The sequence below is a fragment of the Janibacter sp. A1S7 genome, from assembly GCF_037198315.1.
Taxonomy (GTDB): domain Bacteria; phylum Actinomycetota; class Actinomycetes; order Actinomycetales; family Dermatophilaceae; genus Janibacter; species Janibacter alittae.
The window spans coordinates 627,098-645,292 of record NZ_CP144913.1; the positions used below are offsets into that span (position 1 = coordinate 627,098).

At 68.8% G+C, this 18,195-nt stretch carries 17 protein-coding genes; 8 read left to right on the forward strand and 9 right to left on the reverse strand.

Going from position 1 to position 18,195, the window contains the following annotated elements; genetic code table 11:
* Positions 1-180 precede the first annotated feature (180 nt).
* On the reverse strand, positions 181-1,143 hold the full coding sequence (locus V1351_RS03125) for an SPFH domain-containing protein (protein ID WP_338750609.1): 963 nt from the start codon (positions 1,141-1,143) through the stop codon (positions 181-183).
* Between the two features lie 175 nt (positions 1,144-1,318).
* Between V1351_RS03125 and V1351_RS03130 the strand changes: the two genes are divergently transcribed.
* Both V1351_RS03130 and V1351_RS03135 read left to right on the forward strand, forming a co-directional pair.
* A complete protein-coding gene (locus tag V1351_RS03130; RefSeq protein ID WP_338750611.1) occupies positions 1,319-2,893 on the forward strand; it encodes a cation:proton antiporter family protein in 1,575 nt (524 codons plus the stop codon).
* An 18-nt stretch (positions 2,894-2,911) separates the two neighbouring features.
* Positions 2,912-3,301: a hypothetical protein gene (locus V1351_RS03135; RefSeq protein WP_338750613.1), complete on the forward strand. Its 390-nt coding sequence runs from the start codon at positions 2,912-2,914 to the stop codon at positions 3,299-3,301.
* Between the two features lie 81 nt (positions 3,302-3,382).
* Here V1351_RS03135 and V1351_RS03140 read toward each other — a convergent pair whose 3' ends face one another.
* From V1351_RS03140 to V1351_RS03150, 3 genes are all read right to left on the reverse strand, one after another.
* A complete protein-coding gene (locus tag V1351_RS03140; RefSeq protein WP_338750615.1) occupies positions 3,383-4,516 on the reverse strand; it encodes a PLP-dependent cysteine synthase family protein in 1,134 nt (377 codons plus the stop codon).
* Positions 4,517-4,529: 13 nt separating this feature from the next.
* Entirely contained in the window at positions 4,530-6,116 is a 1,587-nt protein-coding gene (locus V1351_RS03145; RefSeq protein WP_338750617.1) for a hypothetical protein, read from the reverse strand.
* A 138-nt stretch (positions 6,117-6,254) separates the two neighbouring features.
* Positions 6,255-6,842: a histone deacetylase gene (locus tag V1351_RS03150; protein WP_338750619.1), complete on the reverse strand. Its 588-nt coding sequence runs from the start codon at positions 6,840-6,842 to the stop codon at positions 6,255-6,257.
* Between the two features lie 222 nt (positions 6,843-7,064).
* Between V1351_RS03150 and V1351_RS03155 the strand changes: the two genes are divergently transcribed.
* The 6 genes from V1351_RS03155 (at position 7,065) to V1351_RS03180 (ending at position 14,979) form a co-directional block, all read left to right on the forward strand.
* Positions 7,065-8,564 (forward strand): alanine/glycine:cation symporter family protein, encoded by a 1,500-nt coding sequence (locus V1351_RS03155; protein WP_338750621.1) that lies wholly within the window; start codon positions 7,065-7,067, stop codon positions 8,562-8,564.
* 82 nt (positions 8,565-8,646) lie between these two features.
* A complete protein-coding gene (locus V1351_RS03160) occupies positions 8,647-10,344 on the forward strand; it encodes a 3-ketosteroid-delta-1-dehydrogenase (RefSeq protein WP_338750623.1) in 1,698 nt (565 codons plus the stop codon).
* Positions 10,345-10,416: 72 nt separating this feature from the next.
* The gene (locus V1351_RS03165; RefSeq protein WP_338750624.1) at positions 10,417-11,073 is read left to right on the forward strand and encodes a TetR family transcriptional regulator; all 657 of its coding nucleotides are present in this window, start codon (positions 10,417-10,419) and stop codon (positions 11,071-11,073) included.
* On the forward strand, positions 11,070-12,512 hold the full coding sequence (locus V1351_RS03170) for an MDR family MFS transporter (protein ID WP_338750626.1): 1,443 nt from the start codon (positions 11,070-11,072) through the stop codon (positions 12,510-12,512). The genes V1351_RS03165 and V1351_RS03170 overlap by 4 nt, the downstream gene beginning before the upstream one ends.
* A 150-nt stretch (positions 12,513-12,662) precedes the next feature.
* The gene (locus V1351_RS03175) at positions 12,663-14,081 is read left to right on the forward strand and encodes an MmgE/PrpD family protein (protein ID WP_338750628.1); all 1,419 of its coding nucleotides are present in this window, start codon (positions 12,663-12,665) and stop codon (positions 14,079-14,081) included.
* A 64-nt stretch (positions 14,082-14,145) separates the two neighbouring features.
* Positions 14,146-14,979, forward strand: a complete 834-nt coding sequence (locus tag V1351_RS03180) for a phosphosulfolactate synthase (protein WP_338750630.1) — start codon at positions 14,146-14,148, stop codon at positions 14,977-14,979.
* 64 nt (positions 14,980-15,043) lie between these two features.
* Here V1351_RS03180 and V1351_RS03185 read toward each other — a convergent pair whose 3' ends face one another.
* From V1351_RS03185 to V1351_RS03205, 5 genes are all read right to left on the reverse strand, one after another.
* Positions 15,044-15,253 (reverse strand): dodecin, encoded by a 210-nt coding sequence (locus V1351_RS03185; protein ID WP_338750632.1) that lies wholly within the window; start codon positions 15,251-15,253, stop codon positions 15,044-15,046.
* A gap of 109 nt (positions 15,254-15,362) precedes the next feature.
* The gene (locus tag V1351_RS03190) at positions 15,363-16,253 is read right to left on the reverse strand and encodes a bile acid:sodium symporter family protein (protein WP_338750634.1); all 891 of its coding nucleotides are present in this window, start codon (positions 16,251-16,253) and stop codon (positions 15,363-15,365) included.
* 137 nt (positions 16,254-16,390) lie between these two features.
* A complete protein-coding gene (locus V1351_RS03195; RefSeq protein ID WP_338750636.1) occupies positions 16,391-16,714 on the reverse strand; it encodes a DMT family transporter in 324 nt (107 codons plus the stop codon).
* On the reverse strand, positions 16,711-17,058 hold the full coding sequence (locus tag V1351_RS03200) for a DMT family transporter (protein ID WP_338750638.1): 348 nt from the start codon (positions 17,056-17,058) through the stop codon (positions 16,711-16,713). The genes V1351_RS03195 and V1351_RS03200 overlap by 4 nt, the downstream gene beginning before the upstream one ends.
* A gap of 36 nt (positions 17,059-17,094) precedes the next feature.
* Positions 17,095-18,180, reverse strand: coding sequence for a hypothetical protein (locus tag V1351_RS03205; protein WP_338750640.1), 1,086 nt, complete (start codon positions 18,178-18,180; stop codon positions 17,095-17,097).
* Positions 18,181-18,195: the final 15 nt, after the last annotated feature.

The window sequence follows — 18,195 nt, forward strand, 5'->3', positions numbered from 1 at the left end:
ACCGGGGTCGCGCCGTGTGGGACCCAGCGCCCCTGGCCACCACCGGTGGGTGGAACTGCCAGGACGCCCGCTCAGGACCGGCCCTCGGTGGTGCCGGGCCGATCCGCGCCCATGCGCTGCATGCAGGCCGCGTGCGTGGACTGAACGAGCCCGTCCGTCGACGTGCGATCCCCGCTCGGACTACTCGTCGAAGCTGGGCACGTCCGTCGCCTCGGCGGTGCTCGCGGCCCTGTCCGCCTCCTGGGCCGACAGCAGCGAGTTGCGGACCTCCTGGAAGAGATCTCCCAACGACCCCGGGTTCGACGGCAGGAAGAGCACGTTCGAGCGGCCGTTGCGGGCCACGTCCGCCAGGGTGTCGAAGTACTGGGTCATCAGGAGCAGCTGCTGGGCGGTGTCCTCGATGCCGGCCTGCTTGAGCATCTCGTACTGCTCGGCGATGCCGGTGGCGATCGCCTTGCGCTGGGCCGCGACACCCTCACCCTGCAGTCGGCGGGAATCGGCCTCGGCCTCGGCCTGGGTCACCCGCTTGATCTTGTCCGCATCGGCCAGCGACTGGGCGGCGACGCGATCCCGCTGGGCGGCGTTGATCGAGTTCATCGAGTCCCGCACCTTCTGGTCGGGCGAGATGTCGGTGACCAGCGTGTTGACGATCTGGAAGCCGTAGCGCGCCATGGACTCCGACAGGCGGCTCTCCACGGCCGAGGCGATGTCGTCCTTGGACTCGAAGGAGGTGTCCAGGGTCATCGACGACAGCGATGACCGGACGGTGTCGAAGACGTAGGAGCGGATCTGCTCCTCCGGGTTGTCCAGCTTGTAATGTGCGTCGACGACGTTCTCCTCGCCGATGACGTACTGCACGGCCACGGGGATGGTGACGAAGACGTTGTCCTTGGTCTTGGTCTCGATGTTGACCTCGAGCTGGCGCACGCGCAGCGAGATCGGTTTCGTCGTCGTCTCGACGAAGGGCGTCTTGATGTTCAGGCCCGGGGTGGCCACCTTCTTGAACTTGCCGAACCGCTCCACGATCACGTTCTCCTGCGTCTTCACCGTGAAGAAGATGCTGGTCCGCAGGCCCCCGAAGACGAGGGTCCCCAACACCACCAGGATGAGGGCGAGGACAGCGAGGGTGATCAGCAGTTCCATGGTGACTCCGTGGGTTGGAAGATCGTGAGCCTTCACAGTACCTACGGGTACCAGCAGGAGTCACCGGCGCGCTCGCTCAGTCCCCAGCAGAGCCGTGCGCGGGCTCCCAGCGTGTCGGGACGCGACGCATCCCGACGAGCTGTCGTTAGAGTCACTCGGGACCAAGGAGGCCGCTGTGAACGACGTCGCGCTGACACTGATCGCTGCCACGACGTTCGGCACGATCGCGCACGTGCTGCGCGTTCCGGCGCTGGTCGGCTTCCTGGCGGCAGGCTTCGTGCTCGGTGCCGCGCAGATCGCGCCGTTCCCCGGGTTGGAACAGATGGCCGGAGTCGGTGTCACGCTCCTGCTGTTCACCATCGGGCTGAAGTTCAACGTCCGGTCCTTGCTGCGGCCGGAGGCCTACGGGACCGCGTCTCTGCACATGGCGTTGAGCGTTCTCGTCGGTGCCGGCACGGTCGGGTTGGCGGGCGCACTGGGGCTGACCATGCTCGATGGTTGGCACACCGTGGTCCTCGTCGGGTTCGCGCTCTCGTTCTCCTCGACCGTGCTGTGCGTGAAGGTGTTGGAGGAGCGTTCCGACGACGGCTCGTTCTACGGGCAGACCGCGATCGCGATCCTGGTGATCCAGGATCTGCTGGCCGTCGTTTTCATCACGGCTGCCGGCGACGAGCCCCCCAGTGTGTGGGCCTTCGCTCTCGTGCTCGTCCTGCCCGGCGCGTGGCTGTTCCGGCAGATCCTGGACCGCATCGGGCACGACGAGCTCCTGGTGCTCTTCGGCGTCGCCATGGCGCTCGGTCCCGGATACTTCGCCTTCGAGGCCGTGGGCATCAAAGGCGACTTCGGCGCCCTGGCGATGGGGCTGTTGTTCGCGAGCCACCCACGCGCCATCGAGATGTCGAAGGCGTTGTTCGGCCTGAAGGAACTGTTCCTGATCGGGTTCTTCCTCACGATCGGCATGGGCTCCGCGCCGACCTGGGCGGACGCCGGCCTGGCCCTGCTGTTGTGCGTGGCCCTGCTGCCGCTGACCTTCATCGGATTCGTGGTCCTCGGCCGCATCTTCGGGATGCGCAACCGATCGACGATCCGAATCGGCCTGGTGCTGAGCAACTTCTCCGAGTTCTCCATCATCGTCGCCGCGGTCGGCGTGACCGGGGGCCTGTTGCCCGAGCGCTGGCTGACGGTGGTGGCCATCGCCGTTGCCGCGAGCATGGTCGGGTCCTCGCTGGTCAATGCCCACGGACTTCGGCTCACCTCCGCGCTCAGTGCCAGGCTCCCTGACCAGGACCCGGCGAGGCTGCGACCGTCCGACCGTCCGATCGACACCAGCGGATCCGACGTCGTCGTCCTCGGCATGGGCCGGGTGGGCCGGGCCGCCTACGAGCGGCTGGTCCACGAGAAGCAGCTGTCGGTGCTGGGTATCGACAACGACCACGCGGTGATCACCCGACTGGAGGAGCGCGGGCTCAACGTGCTGGAGGGGGACGCGACCGACCTGGAGTTCTGGACCCGACTGGTCTCCGGTGGATTCGTCACCACCGTCGTGCTGGCCATGGCCTTCCACGACTCGAACACCTACGCTCTCGAGCGGCTCCACGATGCGGGTTTCGACGGCCGAGTGGTGGCGGTGGCGCAACATCCGGACCAGGTCGAGCACCTGTCCGCCCACGGCGTACATGCGGTGCTGAACATCTATGCGGGGGCCGGGTACTCCTTGGCGGGCCTCGCGGTGGGCTCGGCGGACCAGTGAGCGACGAAGGGGGCGGCAGTGACTGACGCCGTGCGCGTGACCGTGGTGGTGGACGCAGCCAACTGCGTCGGGAGCGTCCCGGACGGCTGGTGGCGTGACCGGGTCGCAGCCACGAGGAGACTGCGTGACTCCATCTCGCCCGCTGCCCTGCGACAGACGCTGCACCTCGACGAGGTCCCGCACGTCGTGCTCGTCGTCGAAGGACGTGCCCGAGGTGTCGACTCCTGCGAGTCGGTGCAGGTGGTCGACGCTCCCGGCGTCGGGGACGACAGCATCGTGGAGGTGACCGAGCAGTCCGTCGCACAGGGTGACGGCGTCGTGGTCGTGACCGCGGACCGGGGTCTGCGGTCACGGGTCACCGGCGTGGGAGCGCGCGTCGTGGGGCCCCGGGTCGTGCGATCGACCTGAGAGCAGTGCTCATCTCGTGTCTCCGGACGGTGTCGATCGTGCGCACCAGCATCACGAGGATGAGGAGGAAACCGGCCCACGTCAGGGCAGGACGCCGGTGCGCATGAATCGCTCGAGCCGGCGCCGGTAGGGCGCGATGTCGATGTCGTTGTCGTCGAGCCACTGCTGCGAGTAGTACTTGTCGAGGTAGCGCTCGCCCGGGTCGCAGATGAGGGAGACGATGCTCCCGGTGGTGCCTGCCTCGACCATCTCGGACACGATGCGCACGGCGGCCCACAGGCTGGTCCCGGTCGAGGCCCCGGCCCTGACCCCGGTGAGCTGCTCGAGGAGCAGGATCGAGGCGACGGCAGCCGCATCGGGCACGCGCATCATCCGATCGATGCTCGAGGCGATGAAGCTCGACTCGACGCGCTGTCGGCCGATGCCCTCGATGCGTGAGCCCACGTTCGTCGTGACGAAGGGGTCGTGGTCGCGCCACCCGGGGAAGAACGCGGAGTTCTCGGGGTCCGCGACGCAGATGCCCGTCGCCCGCCCGGTGTAGCGCACGTAGCGGGCCAGGGTCGCCGACGTGCCCCCCGTGCCGGCGGTCGCGACGACCCACGCGGGCTCGGGGTGCGCCTCCATGGACATCTGGTCGAAGATCGACTCGGCGATGTTGTTGTTGCCCCGCCAGTCGGTCGCCTGCTCGGCGTACGTGAACTGGTCCATGTAGTGCCCCCCGGTCTCGGCGGCGAGTTGGGCGGCCACCGCGTAGACCTCGTCGGCGTTGTCCACGAAGTGGCAGGACCCGCCGTGGAACTCGATGAGGTCCACCTTCTGGCGGCTGGTGGAGCGGGCCATGACCGCGTAGAACGGGACGCCGATCAGCGAGGCGAAGTACGCCTCGGACACCGCGGTCGACCCGCTGGAGGCCTCGATGACGGGCCGGTCCGGCCGGATCCACCCGTTGCACAGGGCGTGCAGGAAGAGGGAGCGGGCCAGCCGGTGCTTCAGCGAACCGGTCGGGTGCACCGACTCGTCCTTCAGGTACAGGTCCACGCCCCAGGCCAACGGCAACGGCACCTTGACCAGATGGGTGTCGGCCGATCGGTTCGCGTCGCTGCGTACCGTCCTGATGGCGGACGTGAGCCACTGCCGGTAACGCCGGTCGTACCGGTTGACGTCCTCCTCGGCGCCGGCGGCCGGCGTGGGCTGCTGGGTGGAGTGGTTGGTCATGGTTGGTTTCCTCTCAGGACGTGGCGTCGAGGACCAGCGCACGCCACTCACCCTCATCCTTGCCCGTGGCGACCAGGCTGTCCGGGGACTGCTCGTCCCGGACGAAGGCGTGGCAGTCCTCGCCGTCCTGGGCGAGGACGAGGTCCGTGCTCGTGTGCGCACCGGCCCCGTCCCACCGGTTGATCGTGATGAGTGCCGTCCGTGGGCTGCGCTCGAGGAGAGCGTCCGCATCGGCGTCCGTGGGACCGCGACCGCCCGAGGGGAGGCGCTCCCACAGTCGCTCGAGCGCCTCCTGGTGGCCGCGCAGGGAGTAGAAGTGGATGCCGAGGGCATCGATGAGGACCTCGAGGGTGATCCCTTCCGGCTGCGGCATGAGGATGACTCGCCATGGCTGGTCCGGCTCCGTGCCGGTGACACGGGCATCGATGGCCGTCCGGGAGCGGTGCTGGACCGCGGTCGCGATGCCCAGGTCACCCCGCACCTTCAGCTCCTCGGAACCCCGGTCGGTGGAGATGAGGTTGCGGGCGGCGAGGGAGCGCACGGCCTCGGCGATGAGTTCGGGGGCGGGCTTGTCCTCGAAGAGGTGGTCGATCGCCCCGACGGCGTCGATCTCGGCGAGGGTGTAGGCGCCGAGGAGGACCGGGCCCGTCTCGACGAGGTCCACCAGGTTGCCGAGCGTGTCGGCGGGGATGTCGGCACTCGTCGTCGCGTCGGTCATGCGTCCTCCTGTGTCTGCAGTGGGCGGAAGGCTCCACGTGGGTGGCTCGGTCGCCCGCGCCTCGTCGAGCGCCCGCCGTGCGTCCTGGACCTGTCCGTGGTGGACGTGGATGTCGGAGGCGCCGAACAGGCCGCGCCCGTTGCGGGTCCCCGGAGCGAGGACCAGCTCGGCGACGGTGCTGCTCCGGTCCGGGGGTGGGAAGCGTCGGGCGAGATCGGGTGCGGCGGACGTGGTGTCATCGGCGTCCTCGACGCGCTCCAGTGCAGCCGTCAGCTCGTCAACTGCCTCCGGTGGCACCGGCGCTGCCGTGGCGACGGCCGGGGAGAGGTACATCGGTCGCCGTTCGGTCTGCTTCGACAACCCCCACGGCCCGACATTGCTCTTGGTGATGCGGTAGACGATGAAGTCGCACAGGTGGAGGACGTCGGTCCACGTGGGCAACCGGAAGCCGTGTCCCATCGCCGCCGGGGTCTTCTCGAACTGCAGCCACGTCCCCGTGCTCGTGCGACCGTGCAGCTTCTCCCGCACGAGCGGGCCCGTGAGGCCGAGATCCGGGTACCGCGACTTGTCCACCGCCTTGTGGTGGCTGGAGAGCCGCTCCCGGGACGCAGGGAAGCGCCACCGCTCGTAGAGCTCGGAGTCGTCGATGAGGACGTGCCCGCCCCAGAGGACCTCCCGCAGCTGCAGCACGTCCAGGCCGTGCTGCTCGAGGTCCTGGACGATCGCCGCCTCGTGGTCGGTGAGCCGCTCGGCGGCGCGACCCAGCCCGTCGCGGTACTCACCGACCCGGGAGGTGATCTCCACGAGCAGCTGTACCCGACGGCGGATCCGGTCGCCCTCGGCACGCTCGGTCACGTGCGTGGACTGTGCTCGGGTGCTCACTGTGGCACCGTAACGGGGAATGGACGCGGTGGTCAGCGTCGAGTCGCACGAAGTGCAGTTGCTCCTGCGCGCGCAGCCGTCCAGTTGACCTCGTCTCCCTCCGGAGGGCGAAGGGGGAGCGCCCCGCCCCCGTCGCCCTCACCCGGGGGCCACAACGGCGAAGTAGGCCGCGATCTGCTCCTCGGCCCAACCGTGCGCCTCGCGCAGCCCCTCCGCGAGCATGGCCAGGTAGGCCGGTCCGGGAGGGGTGTGCGGCACGGCGTCCACGCCGTGTGGCGCGGTGAAGGTGAGCATCGGTAGCGCCTCCCTGCGGCCCACCTCGATGAGCGTCTCGTAGCGACCCGGGCCGGCCCGGTGGCGGCCGCCCGACAGGCCCTCGAGGAGCACCTCCTCCAGCGGGTCGTCCTGGTCCGGGACCCGATGCATCTCCTGGTTCGCGAGGTCGACGAACTGGCCGACGGTGATCCGGTAGGCCCGGGCCGGGGTTGCGCCGGGAGCATCGTGGTCGTAGAACGCGACACCCCCGCCCCAGGCGGGTGACTCGCCCGCGAAGTACAGGCTGCCGGGGAGCGTGACCGCAGTGTCCTCCACCGGCATCGTGGTGTCCCGGGCGCCCACGTGGGTGACCGCGGAGCCGGGCGGGCGGCCCCCCTCGATGTAGCAGCCGAGGCGTCGGCGCGACATGTTGGAGCCGTAGCTGACATACCAGAGCTCGGAGTCGGACATCGTCGCCCATTGTGGAGCATCAGGTCCTCGGAGCCCCGGGAGGCCGGAACGGCAGTCGTTCCCCGCAACTGCACCGCGGAGGCGGACGCGGCCACCCGGCCCGGTGGACCCAGGGGTGCCACGCGCCGACGGACGGCGTGTCGCGTGAGGGCTGCGGAGCCGTCCCAGTAACCTGCAGCCACTTTGCCCATGAAGAGCGTCAGGTGAGAGAGGGGTGGACCGGTGGACGGCATCACCGAGTTCCTCAGTTCCGTCAGTGGAGTGATCTGGGGGCCGTGGGTGCTGATCCCGCTCCTGCTGGGTACGGGCCTGTACCTGACGATCCGTCTCGGCGGGCTGCAGTTCACCACGCTCGGTGCGGCGCTGCGGCTGGGCATCCTCAAGCGCAAGGACGCGGAGTCCGAGGGCGACATCTCCCAGTTCCAGGCGCTGACGACCGCGCTGGCGGCCACAGTCGGTACCGGCAACATCGTCGGGGTCGCCACCGCCATCGGCATCGGCGGCCCGGGCGCCCTGTTCTGGATGTGGATGACCGGCCTGGTCGGCATGGTGACCAAGTACGCCGAGGGCTTCCTCGCCGTCCGCTTCCGTCGTACCGACGCCGCCGGTGAGAAGTCGGGCGGTCCGCAGCACTACCTCGAGCACGGCATCCCGAATCGGTTCGGCAAGGTGCTCGCCCTGATGTTTGCGGTCTTCGCCACCCTGGCCTGCTTCGGCATCGGCAACATGACCCAGGGCAACTCGATCGCCACGAACGTGGAGTCCAGCTGGCACGTCTCCCCGTGGATCACCGGGCTGCTCCTGACCGTGCTGACCCTCGTCGTCCTCGTCGGTGGGATCAAGTCCATCGGCCGCGTCACGGCCGGGCTGGTGCCGATCATGATCGTCTTCTACATCGCGGCCGGCCTCTACATCCTCGTCGCCAACGTCGATGCCGTGCCGGGGGCTCTCGCCCAGGTCTTCACCGACGCGTTCACCGGCACCTCCGCGGTGGGCGGCTTCACCGGGTCCGCCATCGCCGTGGTGATCCAGTTCGGTGTCGCGCGCGGTCTGTTCTCCAACGAGTCCGGTCTCGGCTCCGCCCCGATCGCCGCGGCTGCCGCGCGGACGAACCACCCGGTGCGCCAGGGCCTGGTGTCGATGACGCAGACCTTCATCGACACGCTCATCGTCGTCACCTTCACCGGCCTGACGATCATCACGACGGGCACCTGGAAGGAGGTCGACCCGGAGACCGGCGAGCAGATCTCCGCCGCGCTCATGACCGGTGAGGCCTTCACCCACGGACTGCCGGGGGAGTGGGGGCACTGGGTCGTCACTCTCGGGATCGTGCTCTTCGCCTTCTCCACCCTGCTCGGCTGGTCCTACTACGGCGACCGCAACGTCGAGCGCCTCTTCGGTCGTCGCGCGGTCCTGCCCTTCCGAGTGGTCTTCTCCCTGGTCGTCTTCGTCGGCGCCACCGCCGAGTTGGAGGTCGTCTGGACCTTCTCGGACGTGATGAACGGCCTGATGGCCCTGCCGAACCTCATCGGCATCCTCGTCCTCTCCGGACTGGTCGCCCGCGAGACCCGTCACTACCTCGGGCACGACCCGCAGCTGGCGGCGGACAAGGCAACCATCGAGGGATTCATGGCCGACCAGCCGGGCTGGGCCGAGTGGAAGGCCGGCGACGTCGTCGGCTCCTCCCACGGCGGACGCAGGCGCGCCGGCGGGACCGAGTGAACCGGTGCGCCGGGGCAGGCCTATGGTGAGCACGACGCCGGACGTCCGGTGTTGCAGTCATCGCTGAGGAGCGTGTTCGATCGTGACCAAGGTCGCCGACCTGCCCACCACCCGCGCCGAAGACACCACCGTCGACGTACTCGTCATCGGGTCCGGCACCGGCATGCTGGCCGCCATGTCCGCCGACGAGCAGGGCCTGTCCACGCTGATCGTGGAGAAGGCCGAGTACGTCGGCGGCTCGACGGCGCTGTCGGGAGGCGCCTTCTGGATCCCGGGGAACTCCGTCCTCAAGGAGCAGGGGTCCTCCGACAGCACCGAGCAGGCCGCGACCTACTTGGACAACCTCGTCGGTGACGCCTCGCCGCGCGCACGCTGGCAGGCCTTCCTCGACCAGGGCCCGGCGACGGTGGACCTGCTGCGCCGGATGACGCCGTTGCGGTTCATCTGGGGCAAGGGGTACTCGGACTACCACTCCAACCTCCCCGGCGGTTCCGACCAGGGACGCAGCGTCGAGAGCTCCCCCTTCGACACGAGCGTGCTGGGGGCCGAGGAGGCCCGGCTGCGGCCGTCGTCGATGAGCGCACCCGTGCCGATGCCGATCACCAGCCCGGACTACCGGTGGATGAACCTCATGGCGAAGGCTCCTGCCAAGGCACTGCCCAAGGTGGTCAAGCGCGTGGCCCAGGGCGTCGGCGGACTCGCGCTGGGACGGCACTACACCGCGACCGGCCAGGCCCTGGCAGCCGGGCTGTACGCGGGTGTGCTCGACCGCGGGATCCCGGTGTGGACGAGGACGCGGCTGCGGCGGCTGGTCACCGAGGGCGACGTGGTCACCGGCGCCGTGCTCGAGCAGGATGGGCGCGAGGTGACGGTCACCGCCCGGCAGGGGGTGATCCTGGCTGCCGGAGGCTTCGACCACGACATGGTCATGCGTCATCGCTACCAGTCGGAGAACCTGCAGGCGAACTGGCCGATGGGCGCCGAGACGAACAGCGGCGATGCGATCAAGGCCGGCGTGGAGGTCGGCGCGGACCTCGCCCACCTGGCGGAGGCGTGGTGGTTCCCAGCAGTGGCGTCCCCGTCCGGCGGGACCCCGGGGGTCATGCTCGCCGAGCGTTCGCTGCCCGGCTCGTTCATCGTCGACCGGCACGGCCGACGGTTCATCAACGAGTCCACCGACTACATGAGCTTCGGCCAGGAGGTCCTGCGGCGTGAGGACGCCGGTGACCCGGTCGGGACGATGTGGATCGTCTTCGACCAGGAGTACAGCAACAGCTATGTCTTCGCGACGGAGCTCTTCCCGCGGATGTCCCTGCCCCAGGCGTGGCTCGATGCGGGGATCGCACACCGGGCGGACACGGCCGGCGAGCTGGCCGAGCTGATGGGGGTCCCGGTCGAGGACTTCGTGGCGACGGGGAAGCGCTTCAACGAGATGGCGGCCACCGGCCGGGACACCGAGCACGGTCGTGGTGAGTCCGCCTACGACCGCTACTACGGTGACCCGACCGTGACACCGAACCCGAACCTGCGGCCGCTCGACGAGGGCCCGTTGTACGCGGTCAAGATGGTGATGAGCGACCTGGGCACCTGCGGTGGGCTGCGTGCCGACGAGCACGCCCGCGTGCTGCGCGAGGACGGCTCGGCGATCACCGGCCTCTACGCCATCGGCAACACCGCTGCCAACGCCTTCGGCAACCGCTACCCCGGGGCCGGCGCCACGATCGGTCAGGGGCTGGTCTTCGGGCACATCGCCGCGCACCACGCAGCGAAGCGGACCTGACCGACCGGTCCAACGTGCGACGACGCACGCATTTTTGCACTCGATGCAAAGATGCGCGTAGTGTCGTCATCCGTGCCCACCCCTGATCAGACCGTCGAGCCCCTCGGGCGACGCGAGCGCAAGAAGGTCGAGACCCGCCGCGCCATCCGGGATGCTGCACTCGCGCTCGCCCTCGAGGGGGGTGTCGACGGCATGACCGTTGCCCGGATCAGCGAGGTCGCCGACATCGCCCCGCGAACCTTCTTCAACTACTTCTCCTGCAAGGAGGATGCGCTCGTCACCGATGGTGCGGGCGCGGGAGCGCAACTGCGGGAGGCGATCGTCGCCCGACCCGAGGGCGAGGCGCCGGTCGACGCCCTTCGTGCGGCCATCATCGCCAGCGACTTCGTCGCCGGGATGCAGTCGGGGCGGGAGCAGATGCGTCAGCGCCACTGCCTGATCCAGGACGATCCCGCTCTGCTCACCCGCCAGCTGGCGCAGTTCGCCGCGGTCGAGCGCGCGTTCGCAGAGGGTGTTGCCGTGCGCACCGGCCTGGACCCGGATGACCTGCGTCCGGCGACGCTCGCCGCGCTGGCGCTGGGGGTGGTGCGCGTGGCCGTCCGCCGTTGGACCGCGGATGGCTCCGAATCACCGGCGGACCTCATTGCCTCCGGTTTCGACCTGCTCCAGCACGGCGTGTTCGCCGAGGGGGCCACCACACGACCAGCCGAAGGAGCCACCCCCGCGTGACGAAGGACGCAACCCGCCCCATCTCGACCGTGCCGGACGGTGCGGAGGAGGCCACCCCTGCCCTGCCGGTGAACCGGAACGTGGTGCTCGCGGTGCTCGTGTCCGGTGCCTTCGTCATGATCCTCAACCAGACGCTGCTGAACACCGCCCTGCCGGCATTCATGGCGGACTTCGGGATCACGGCCAGTACGGCCCAGTGGCTGACGACGATCTTCATGCTGGTCAACGGGATCATGATCCCGGTCACCGCGTTCCTGATCAACAAGTTCAGTACGCGTGCCCTCTTCCTCACGGCCATGGGGCTGTTCATTGTGGGGACGCTCGTCTGCGCGGTGGCGCCCACCTTCCCCGTGCTCGTCCTCGGGAGGATCGTCCAGGCGAGCGGCGCGGGAATCATCATCCCTCTGATGCAGACGATCCTCTTCGCGATCTTCCCGCTGGGCAAGCGAGGTCAGGCGATGGGCACCTTCGGGCTGGTCATCGCCTTCGCGCCGGCGATCGGGCCGAGCCTGTCGGGGTGGATCGTCGACCACTTCGAGTGGCACATCCTGTTCTGGATGATGTTGCCCTTCGCGGTCGTGGACGTGGTCGTCGCGTACTTCATCCTGCGCAACGTCACCGAGCAGACCCACCCCCGCCTCGACGTCGCGTCGATCATCCTGTCCTCGATCGGGTTCGGCGGGTTGCTCTTCGGCCTCGGCGCAGCCGGCAACTCCGGCTGGACCAGCCCGCAGGTCTCGGTGCCGCTGCTGATCGGTATCGCCACGTTGGTGGTCTTCGTCCGTCGGCAGCTGCGCCTGCCGGAGCCGATCCTGGAGTTCCGCGTCCTGCGCTACCCGATGTTCACGCTCAACACCGCGCTGGGTATGTGCGTCTTCATGGTGATGATCGGCGGGATGTTGATCCTGCCGCTCTACATGCAGAACATGAGCGACTACACAGCCATGGAGTCCGGCCTGGCGCTGCTGCCGGGCGCAGCGGTCATGGGCCTGATGTCACCGGTCACCGGTCGGATCTTCGACCGGTTCGGCGCCCGGTGGCTGGCCGTCCTCGGCTTCGTCCTCGTGACCGCGACGACCTTCATGTTCGCGCGCCTGAGCGTCGACACGTCCTTTGCCTACATCGCGATCGTCAACTCCGTGCGCATGTTCGGGACCGCGATGATCATCATGCCGGTGACCACTGCAGCGCTGAACCAGCTGCCACCCCGGCTCATCCCGCACGGCACCGCGCTGAACAACACCATGCGCCAGATCGCCGCCGCCGTCGGGACGGCCGTTCTCGTCACGGTCATGGCCACGGCGGCGCGCGACCCCGAAATCTACGGGAAGGCGGGCCTCATCCACGGTGCGAACGTCTCCTTCGTCGTCGCCGGGATCCTCGGGGTCGTCGGGATCATCGGCTCCTTCTTCATCAGGGAGACCGCCGGACGACCCTGATACGGGCTCGACGCGAAGAGGGGAGGGGGCGCCCTGCGCGCGGCTCAAGTATCTTGACGTCAAACTAAATCAGCGTAGAGTGGAGACAGGTAAGGCAAGCCTTATCTGAAGTAGTGGTTAGTCACGGACCGCACAGGAAAGGACGATCCCATGACCACCTCCACCTCCACGCAGCGCACAGAGGTCCAGCAGCTCGCCGAGTTCGTCGACCGAGCAGCCTTCGAGGACATCGGCCCCGAAGCGCTCGAGCAGCTGAAGATCCGCGTGCTCGACACCCTCGGCGTCGCCATCGGTGCACTCGACGCCGAGCCGATCCGCGCCGTGCGCGGCCTCCTGGGCGACCTCGGCGGTACCGCGTCGGCGACGTTGATCGGCGGTGGCCGCACCACACCGGACCGCGCCGCCTTCTTCACCAGCGCCCTGTCCCGCTACCTCGACTTCATGGACTCCTACCTGGCGAAGGGGGAGACCGGGCATCCCTCCGACAACCTGGGCGCCGTGCTCGCCGCCAGCGAGTCCGTCGGGGGTAGTGGCAAGGACCTGCTCACCGCACTCGCGGTCGCCTACCAGGTGCAGTCGCGCCTGTCCGACGAGGCGCCGGTCCGTCGGGCCGGCTTCGACCACACGACTCAGGGTGCGTATGCCGCAGCCGCATCGGCGGCCAAGGCGCTCGACCTGCCCACGGAGCAGATCGCGCACGCGATCGCGATCTCTGGGACGGCCAACAACGCCCTGCGCGTCACCCGCACCGGCAACCTCAGTCACTGGAAGGGCCTGGCCTACCCACAGGTGGCCAAGGAGGGCACCTTCGCCGCGCTCCTCGCCGGCCGTGGCATCACCGGTCCCGAGGAGGTCTTCGAGGGCAACAAGGGCTTCAAGGAGTCGATCGCCGGTGACTTCACGATCGACTGGTCCACCGAGGACCTCGAGGCCGTGCTCCGCTCGATCATCAAGCGGCACAACGCCGAGATCCACTCCCAGTCCGCGCTCGACGCTGCCCAGGAGATCCGCGCGCAGAGCGGCTTCGACGCCGACGCCATCGAGTCGGTGCGCCTGACCACCTTCGACGTGGCCCACTCGATCATCGGCGGCGGGGAGGAGGGCGACAAGCGCACCGTCCGAACCAAGGAGGAGGCTGATCACTCGCTGCCGTGGATGCTCGCGGTCGTGCTCCTCGACGGCGAGCTGAACCCCGGCCAGTACGAGTCCGAGCGGATCGTGGCCGACGACGTGCAGCACCTGATGACCACGGTCGAGGTCATCCCCGACGACGGCTTCTCGGCGCGCTTCCCGGCCGAGATGCCGGCCGACCTGACCGTCACCCTGACCGACGGCAGCAGCTTTCACGCGTCGCGGAGCTCCTACGAGGGCTTCCACACCGATCCACTCGACTGGGACGGCGCCCGGCGCAAGTTCGATCTGCTGGCCGCCCCCTTCGCCGGGGCCGACCTGCGTGAGGAGATCGCCGGCATCGTCCACGACCTGGAGTCCCACACGGTGGCGGACCTGACCACGGCCCTGGCCCGTGTGGGCACCACCCGTGCCCACGCGACGGACTCGGCCGCCTGACCCACCACCCGATCGCCGGGGTCCGGCCGCCTGACGGCCGAGCCCCGAAGCAGAGGAGAGGACCATGACCAACCAGATACCCTTCGACACCGCGTTCAACTTCGTCCCCCGCGCGGCGCGGCCGACCAAGCCACGCACCCACGGCATCACCGAGATCCGGGCGCCGTACTACTCCACCTTCGGCACCCGGCACCTGCAGGACGTCATGGACGTCGCCGGCCAGTGGATCGACGGCATCAAGTGGGCCGGTGGGTCCTTTGCCCTCGTCCCGCCGGAGCAGGTGCGCGCCTTCAGCGACATCGCCCACGAGCACGACGCCTACGTCTCCTCGGGAGGCTGGATCGAGACCGTGCTGCGCTACGGCGACGACGCGGTCGACCAGTACCTCACGGAGGCCAAGGACGTCGGGTTCGACGTCATCGAGATCTCGACCGGGTTCATCATGCTGCCGACCTCCGGCCTGCAGCGTCTGGTGGAGAAGGTGACCAGGGCGGGCCTGAAGGCCAAGCCCGAGCTGGGTATCCAGATCGGCTCCGGCGGGGACTCCTCGGCGGCCGAGCTCGCCGCCGAGGGCGCCAAGGACATCGGTGACCTCATCGATCGGGGCGGGAAGGCGCTGGAGGCCGGCGCCGAGATCATCATGATCGAGTCCGAGGGGATCACCGAGAACGTGGGCAGCTGGAACACCGGCGCCGCGGCGGCGATCATGAACGGGCTCGGGATCGAGAACGTGATGTTCGAGGCCGCCGACGGGCCGGTCTTCGAGTGGTACGTCAAGAACTACGGCAACGAGGTCAACCTCTTCGTCGACCACAGCCAGATCCTCCAGCTGGAGGGGCTGCGGCAGAACATCTGGGGCAACAAGTCGACGTGGGGTCGCATCATCAACCCGGCCTGACCGGAGGTGCTGCGAGGGTCGGACTCCACTGCGGAACCCGAGCCTCGATCCGTGTCCGGGTGGATCAGCCGTCGTTGCGGAAGCCGAGCTTGATCGTCACCTGCCAGTCGGCGACGGCGTCACCCTCGACGTGACCACGGATGGACTGAACCTCGAACCAGTCGAGGTTGCGCAGCGTCCGCGATGCCTGGCCGATCGCGTTGTTGACCGCCGACTCGACGCCGTCGGGCGAGGTGCCGACGATCTCGGTGATGTTGTACGTCCTGTCCGCCATGGGTGCCTCCTGATCGGTCCGGCGGGGGCGCCGGGAGCCATCACGCTAGTGGAGGAGGACGTGGACGTACACGGGGCGGCGCAGACGCGGCGCCCCTGCCGCCACCGGGTCAGGCGCGGAGCGACCCCGTCGCGGACGCGGGAGCAGCAGCCCGGTGCCCCCGGGTGATGGCGACACCGAAGGCCGTGGCGAGCGGGTACATCAGCAGCGAGTACACGGCGCTCGGCATGGCGACAGTCGTGCTGCCCAGCACGCTGATGGCGATCGTGAGCGCGATCGTCGTGTTGTGGATGCCGATCTCCATGGATGCGGCGACGGCCTGGGCGTGGGACAGGCGCAGCAGGAGCGCGGCCCCGTACCCGATCGTCAGGCTCAGCAGACAGAAGAGGCCGGTGACGAGCCCGACCTGGGACAGATAGTCGAGGATGTTCTCGCGCTCCTGGAGAACCGCACCGATGATGATCGCGACGAGGACGACGATCGAGAAGACCCGGACCGGCCGGTCCGCACGCGCGGCGACTGGCGGCCGGGCACGCCGCACGAGCATGCCGAGGACCACCGGCACGAGCACCAGGGCGACGACGCCGGCGACCTTGCCGAATTGCAGACCGAGCTGGCCCTCCGCGCCGAAGTGGCTGATGGCGAGGTTGGTGATGAGCGGGATGGTGACGGCCGCGAGCACCGAGTTGATGGCGGTGAGGGTGATGTTCAGCGCGATGTCCCCACGGAACAGGTGGCTGAAGAGGTTCGCCGTGGTCCCGCCCGGTGACGCCGCGAGGAGCATGACCCCGACGGCCAGGAGTGGGGGAAGGCCGAAGGCGGTGACCAGACCGAAGGCGATGACGGGAAGGACCAGGATCTGGACGACGAGCACGATGGTCACGGCCTTGGGCTCGCGCGCCACGCGCGCGAAGTCGCCCACGGTCAGGGACAGGCCCAGGCCGAACATGATGATGGCCAGGGCGATCGGCAGTCCGGCGGTGATCAGGGCTGAGTCCATGGGTCACACCATGTCCGTCCGCGCGCTCGCCCGGGGATGCGCGTGGGTGGACGTGTCCGAATAGTTACCGTCGGGTAACGGTCCGCGTCGGGACACGGTCGGCGGGTGACCGCGACGGGCCGGTGCACCGCCGCCGGTCAGTGTGCGGCGCCGACCTCGACGAGCAGGACGCCCACCATGATCAGGGTGATCCCCAGTGCCATGACCCTGGTCAGCGGTTCGCCGAAGAACACCCGTGACCCGATCGCCGTGAGTGCGACTCCGGCGGCGGCCCAGATCCCGTAGGCGACCCCGAGTGGCATGCCGCGGTCCAGGGCGGTGGCCAGACCCGTGAAGGCGATGACATAGCCGGTGGTCACGGCCAGGTACCAGATCCGCTGACCGGTGGCGGCAAGGCGAAGGGAGAGTGTCCCGCCGACCTCGGCGATGACGGCGACGGTCAGGTAGAGCCATGCGCTCACGGGTTCACCTCGTGAACGGCTTCGGCGTCGTGCGAGCCGAGCTCGACGAGCAGGACGCCCGCGATGATCAGCGCGATCCCGAGACCCATCAACCCGGTCACCGTCTCGCCGTAGATGACCGAGGACAGGACGGTGGTGAGGACCACACCGGTCGCGGACCAGATCCCGTAGGCCACCCCGATGCCCATGCCACGCCGCAGCACGGCGGCCAGCAAGGCGAAGGCGGTGCCGAACCCTGCGGCGACGACCAGGTAGAACAGCGGTTCCTCGAGTGCGGCCTTGAGGGAGAGCGAGGCCGTGACCTCGCACACGATCGCGCCCACGAGCAGGAACCACTTCGTCACGCGTCCTCCCTTCCGGCTCGCGACACGACCGCGACCCTACCCACTGCTCCGGTGGGTCAGCTCCCCGGGGGCGTCCTCGTCGGTATCCCGCTTCTGCCAGTACCGCATGGCCTGCCGCCGGCCGTTCGTCAGGTTGCGCACGTCGACCTCGCTGTCGAAGTTCGAGCCGAGCGCGCCGGCCACCGTGCCCATCGAGGCGCTCAGCCAGGCGATGTCGACGTAGTTCCACATGCTCACCTGCTTCCCGATCGTGGTGGCCATGAAGTTGGCGTCGATGACGACGGCCGCTGCGGTGAGGATCCCGAAGAACAGCGCGAGGTACAGCATGGTCACGCTCACCAGGAGGGTCGTGATGGTGGAGATGTTGTAGTGCGTGGCCTCCGCCAGGCTGCCCAGCTTCCCGCGCGGCTCCCACAGGTGGTTGCTGAAGATCAGCCACGCCGCCATGGCGGCGATGCTCATGCCGGTGATCAGCATCAACCGCCACGAGGGGAGCGCCTCGGCCATGCGCCAGATCGAGGAGTAGAAGATGCCGAAGGCGCCCGTGGCGCCGGCCGCGGCGAGGACGCCGGACAGCGTGGGCGCGGTCAGGAGGGGCTCGTTGGTGCGGACCATCCCCAGCACCAGGCGAAGGTGCGCAGGCGACCACGGCGATGAGGTGGTGTAGAGCGAGCGACCGGTTTTCGAGCGCTGCTCGTGGACGACGCCGAAGCTGACCTCGCAGTCCTCCTCGTCCGTGTCCTGCTGGTTGAGCAGCAGGTCCAGGGAGTCGTACAGGGCCCTGCGCAGCGCGGCCTCGAGACGGAAGCCGCCGAGCGCGGGCAGGGAGATCACGATGAGCCGCTCGGCGAAGTGGACGGCGGTCATCTTCGTCCGCCGCCCGGCGAGGCGCGGGATCTCGGTGATGATGACGGTCACGTCGGTGCCCTCGTCCCGGGACCACCCCCGGACCTCGTCCAGGTCGAGGGTCCCGTCCTCGCGCAGCGGGATCTGTCTGCGGCGGTGCAGCAGCTCGTACTGCTCCCCGTCCTTGCTCGTCGAGGGCTTCGCCAGGATTCGATCGACCAGCCGAGCGGGTAGCCCCGGGTCGGCGAAGAGGGCAACGGAAACAGGACCGGACATGGTGGGCAATTATCC

Bases quoted from the DNA above. Each gene is read 5' to 3' on its own strand.
- V1351_RS03190 (WP_338750634.1), bottom strand. From the start codon at position 16,253: ATGGACTCAGCCCTGATCACCGCCGGACTGCCGATCGCCCTGGCCATC.
- V1351_RS03205 (WP_338750640.1), bottom strand. From the start codon at position 18,180: ATGTCCGGTCCTGTTTCCGTTGCCCTCTTCGCCGACCCGGGGCTACCC.
- V1351_RS03125 (WP_338750609.1), bottom strand. From the start codon at position 1,143: ATGGAACTGCTGATCACCCTCGCTGTCCTCGCCCTCATCCTGGTGGTG.
- V1351_RS03140 (WP_338750615.1), bottom strand. From the start codon at position 4,516: ATGACCAACCACTCCACCCAGCAGCCCACGCCGGCCGCCGGCGCCGAG.
- V1351_RS03175 (WP_338750628.1), top strand. From the start codon at position 12,663: ATGACCACCTCCACCTCCACGCAGCGCACAGAGGTCCAGCAGCTCGCC.
- V1351_RS03150 (WP_338750619.1), bottom strand. From the start codon at position 6,842: ATGTCCGACTCCGAGCTCTGGTATGTCAGCTACGGCTCCAACATGTCG.
- V1351_RS03180 (WP_338750630.1), top strand. From the start codon at position 14,146: ATGACCAACCAGATACCCTTCGACACCGCGTTCAACTTCGTCCCCCGC.
- V1351_RS03185 (WP_338750632.1), bottom strand. From the start codon at position 15,253: ATGGCGGACAGGACGTACAACATCACCGAGATCGTCGGCACCTCGCCC.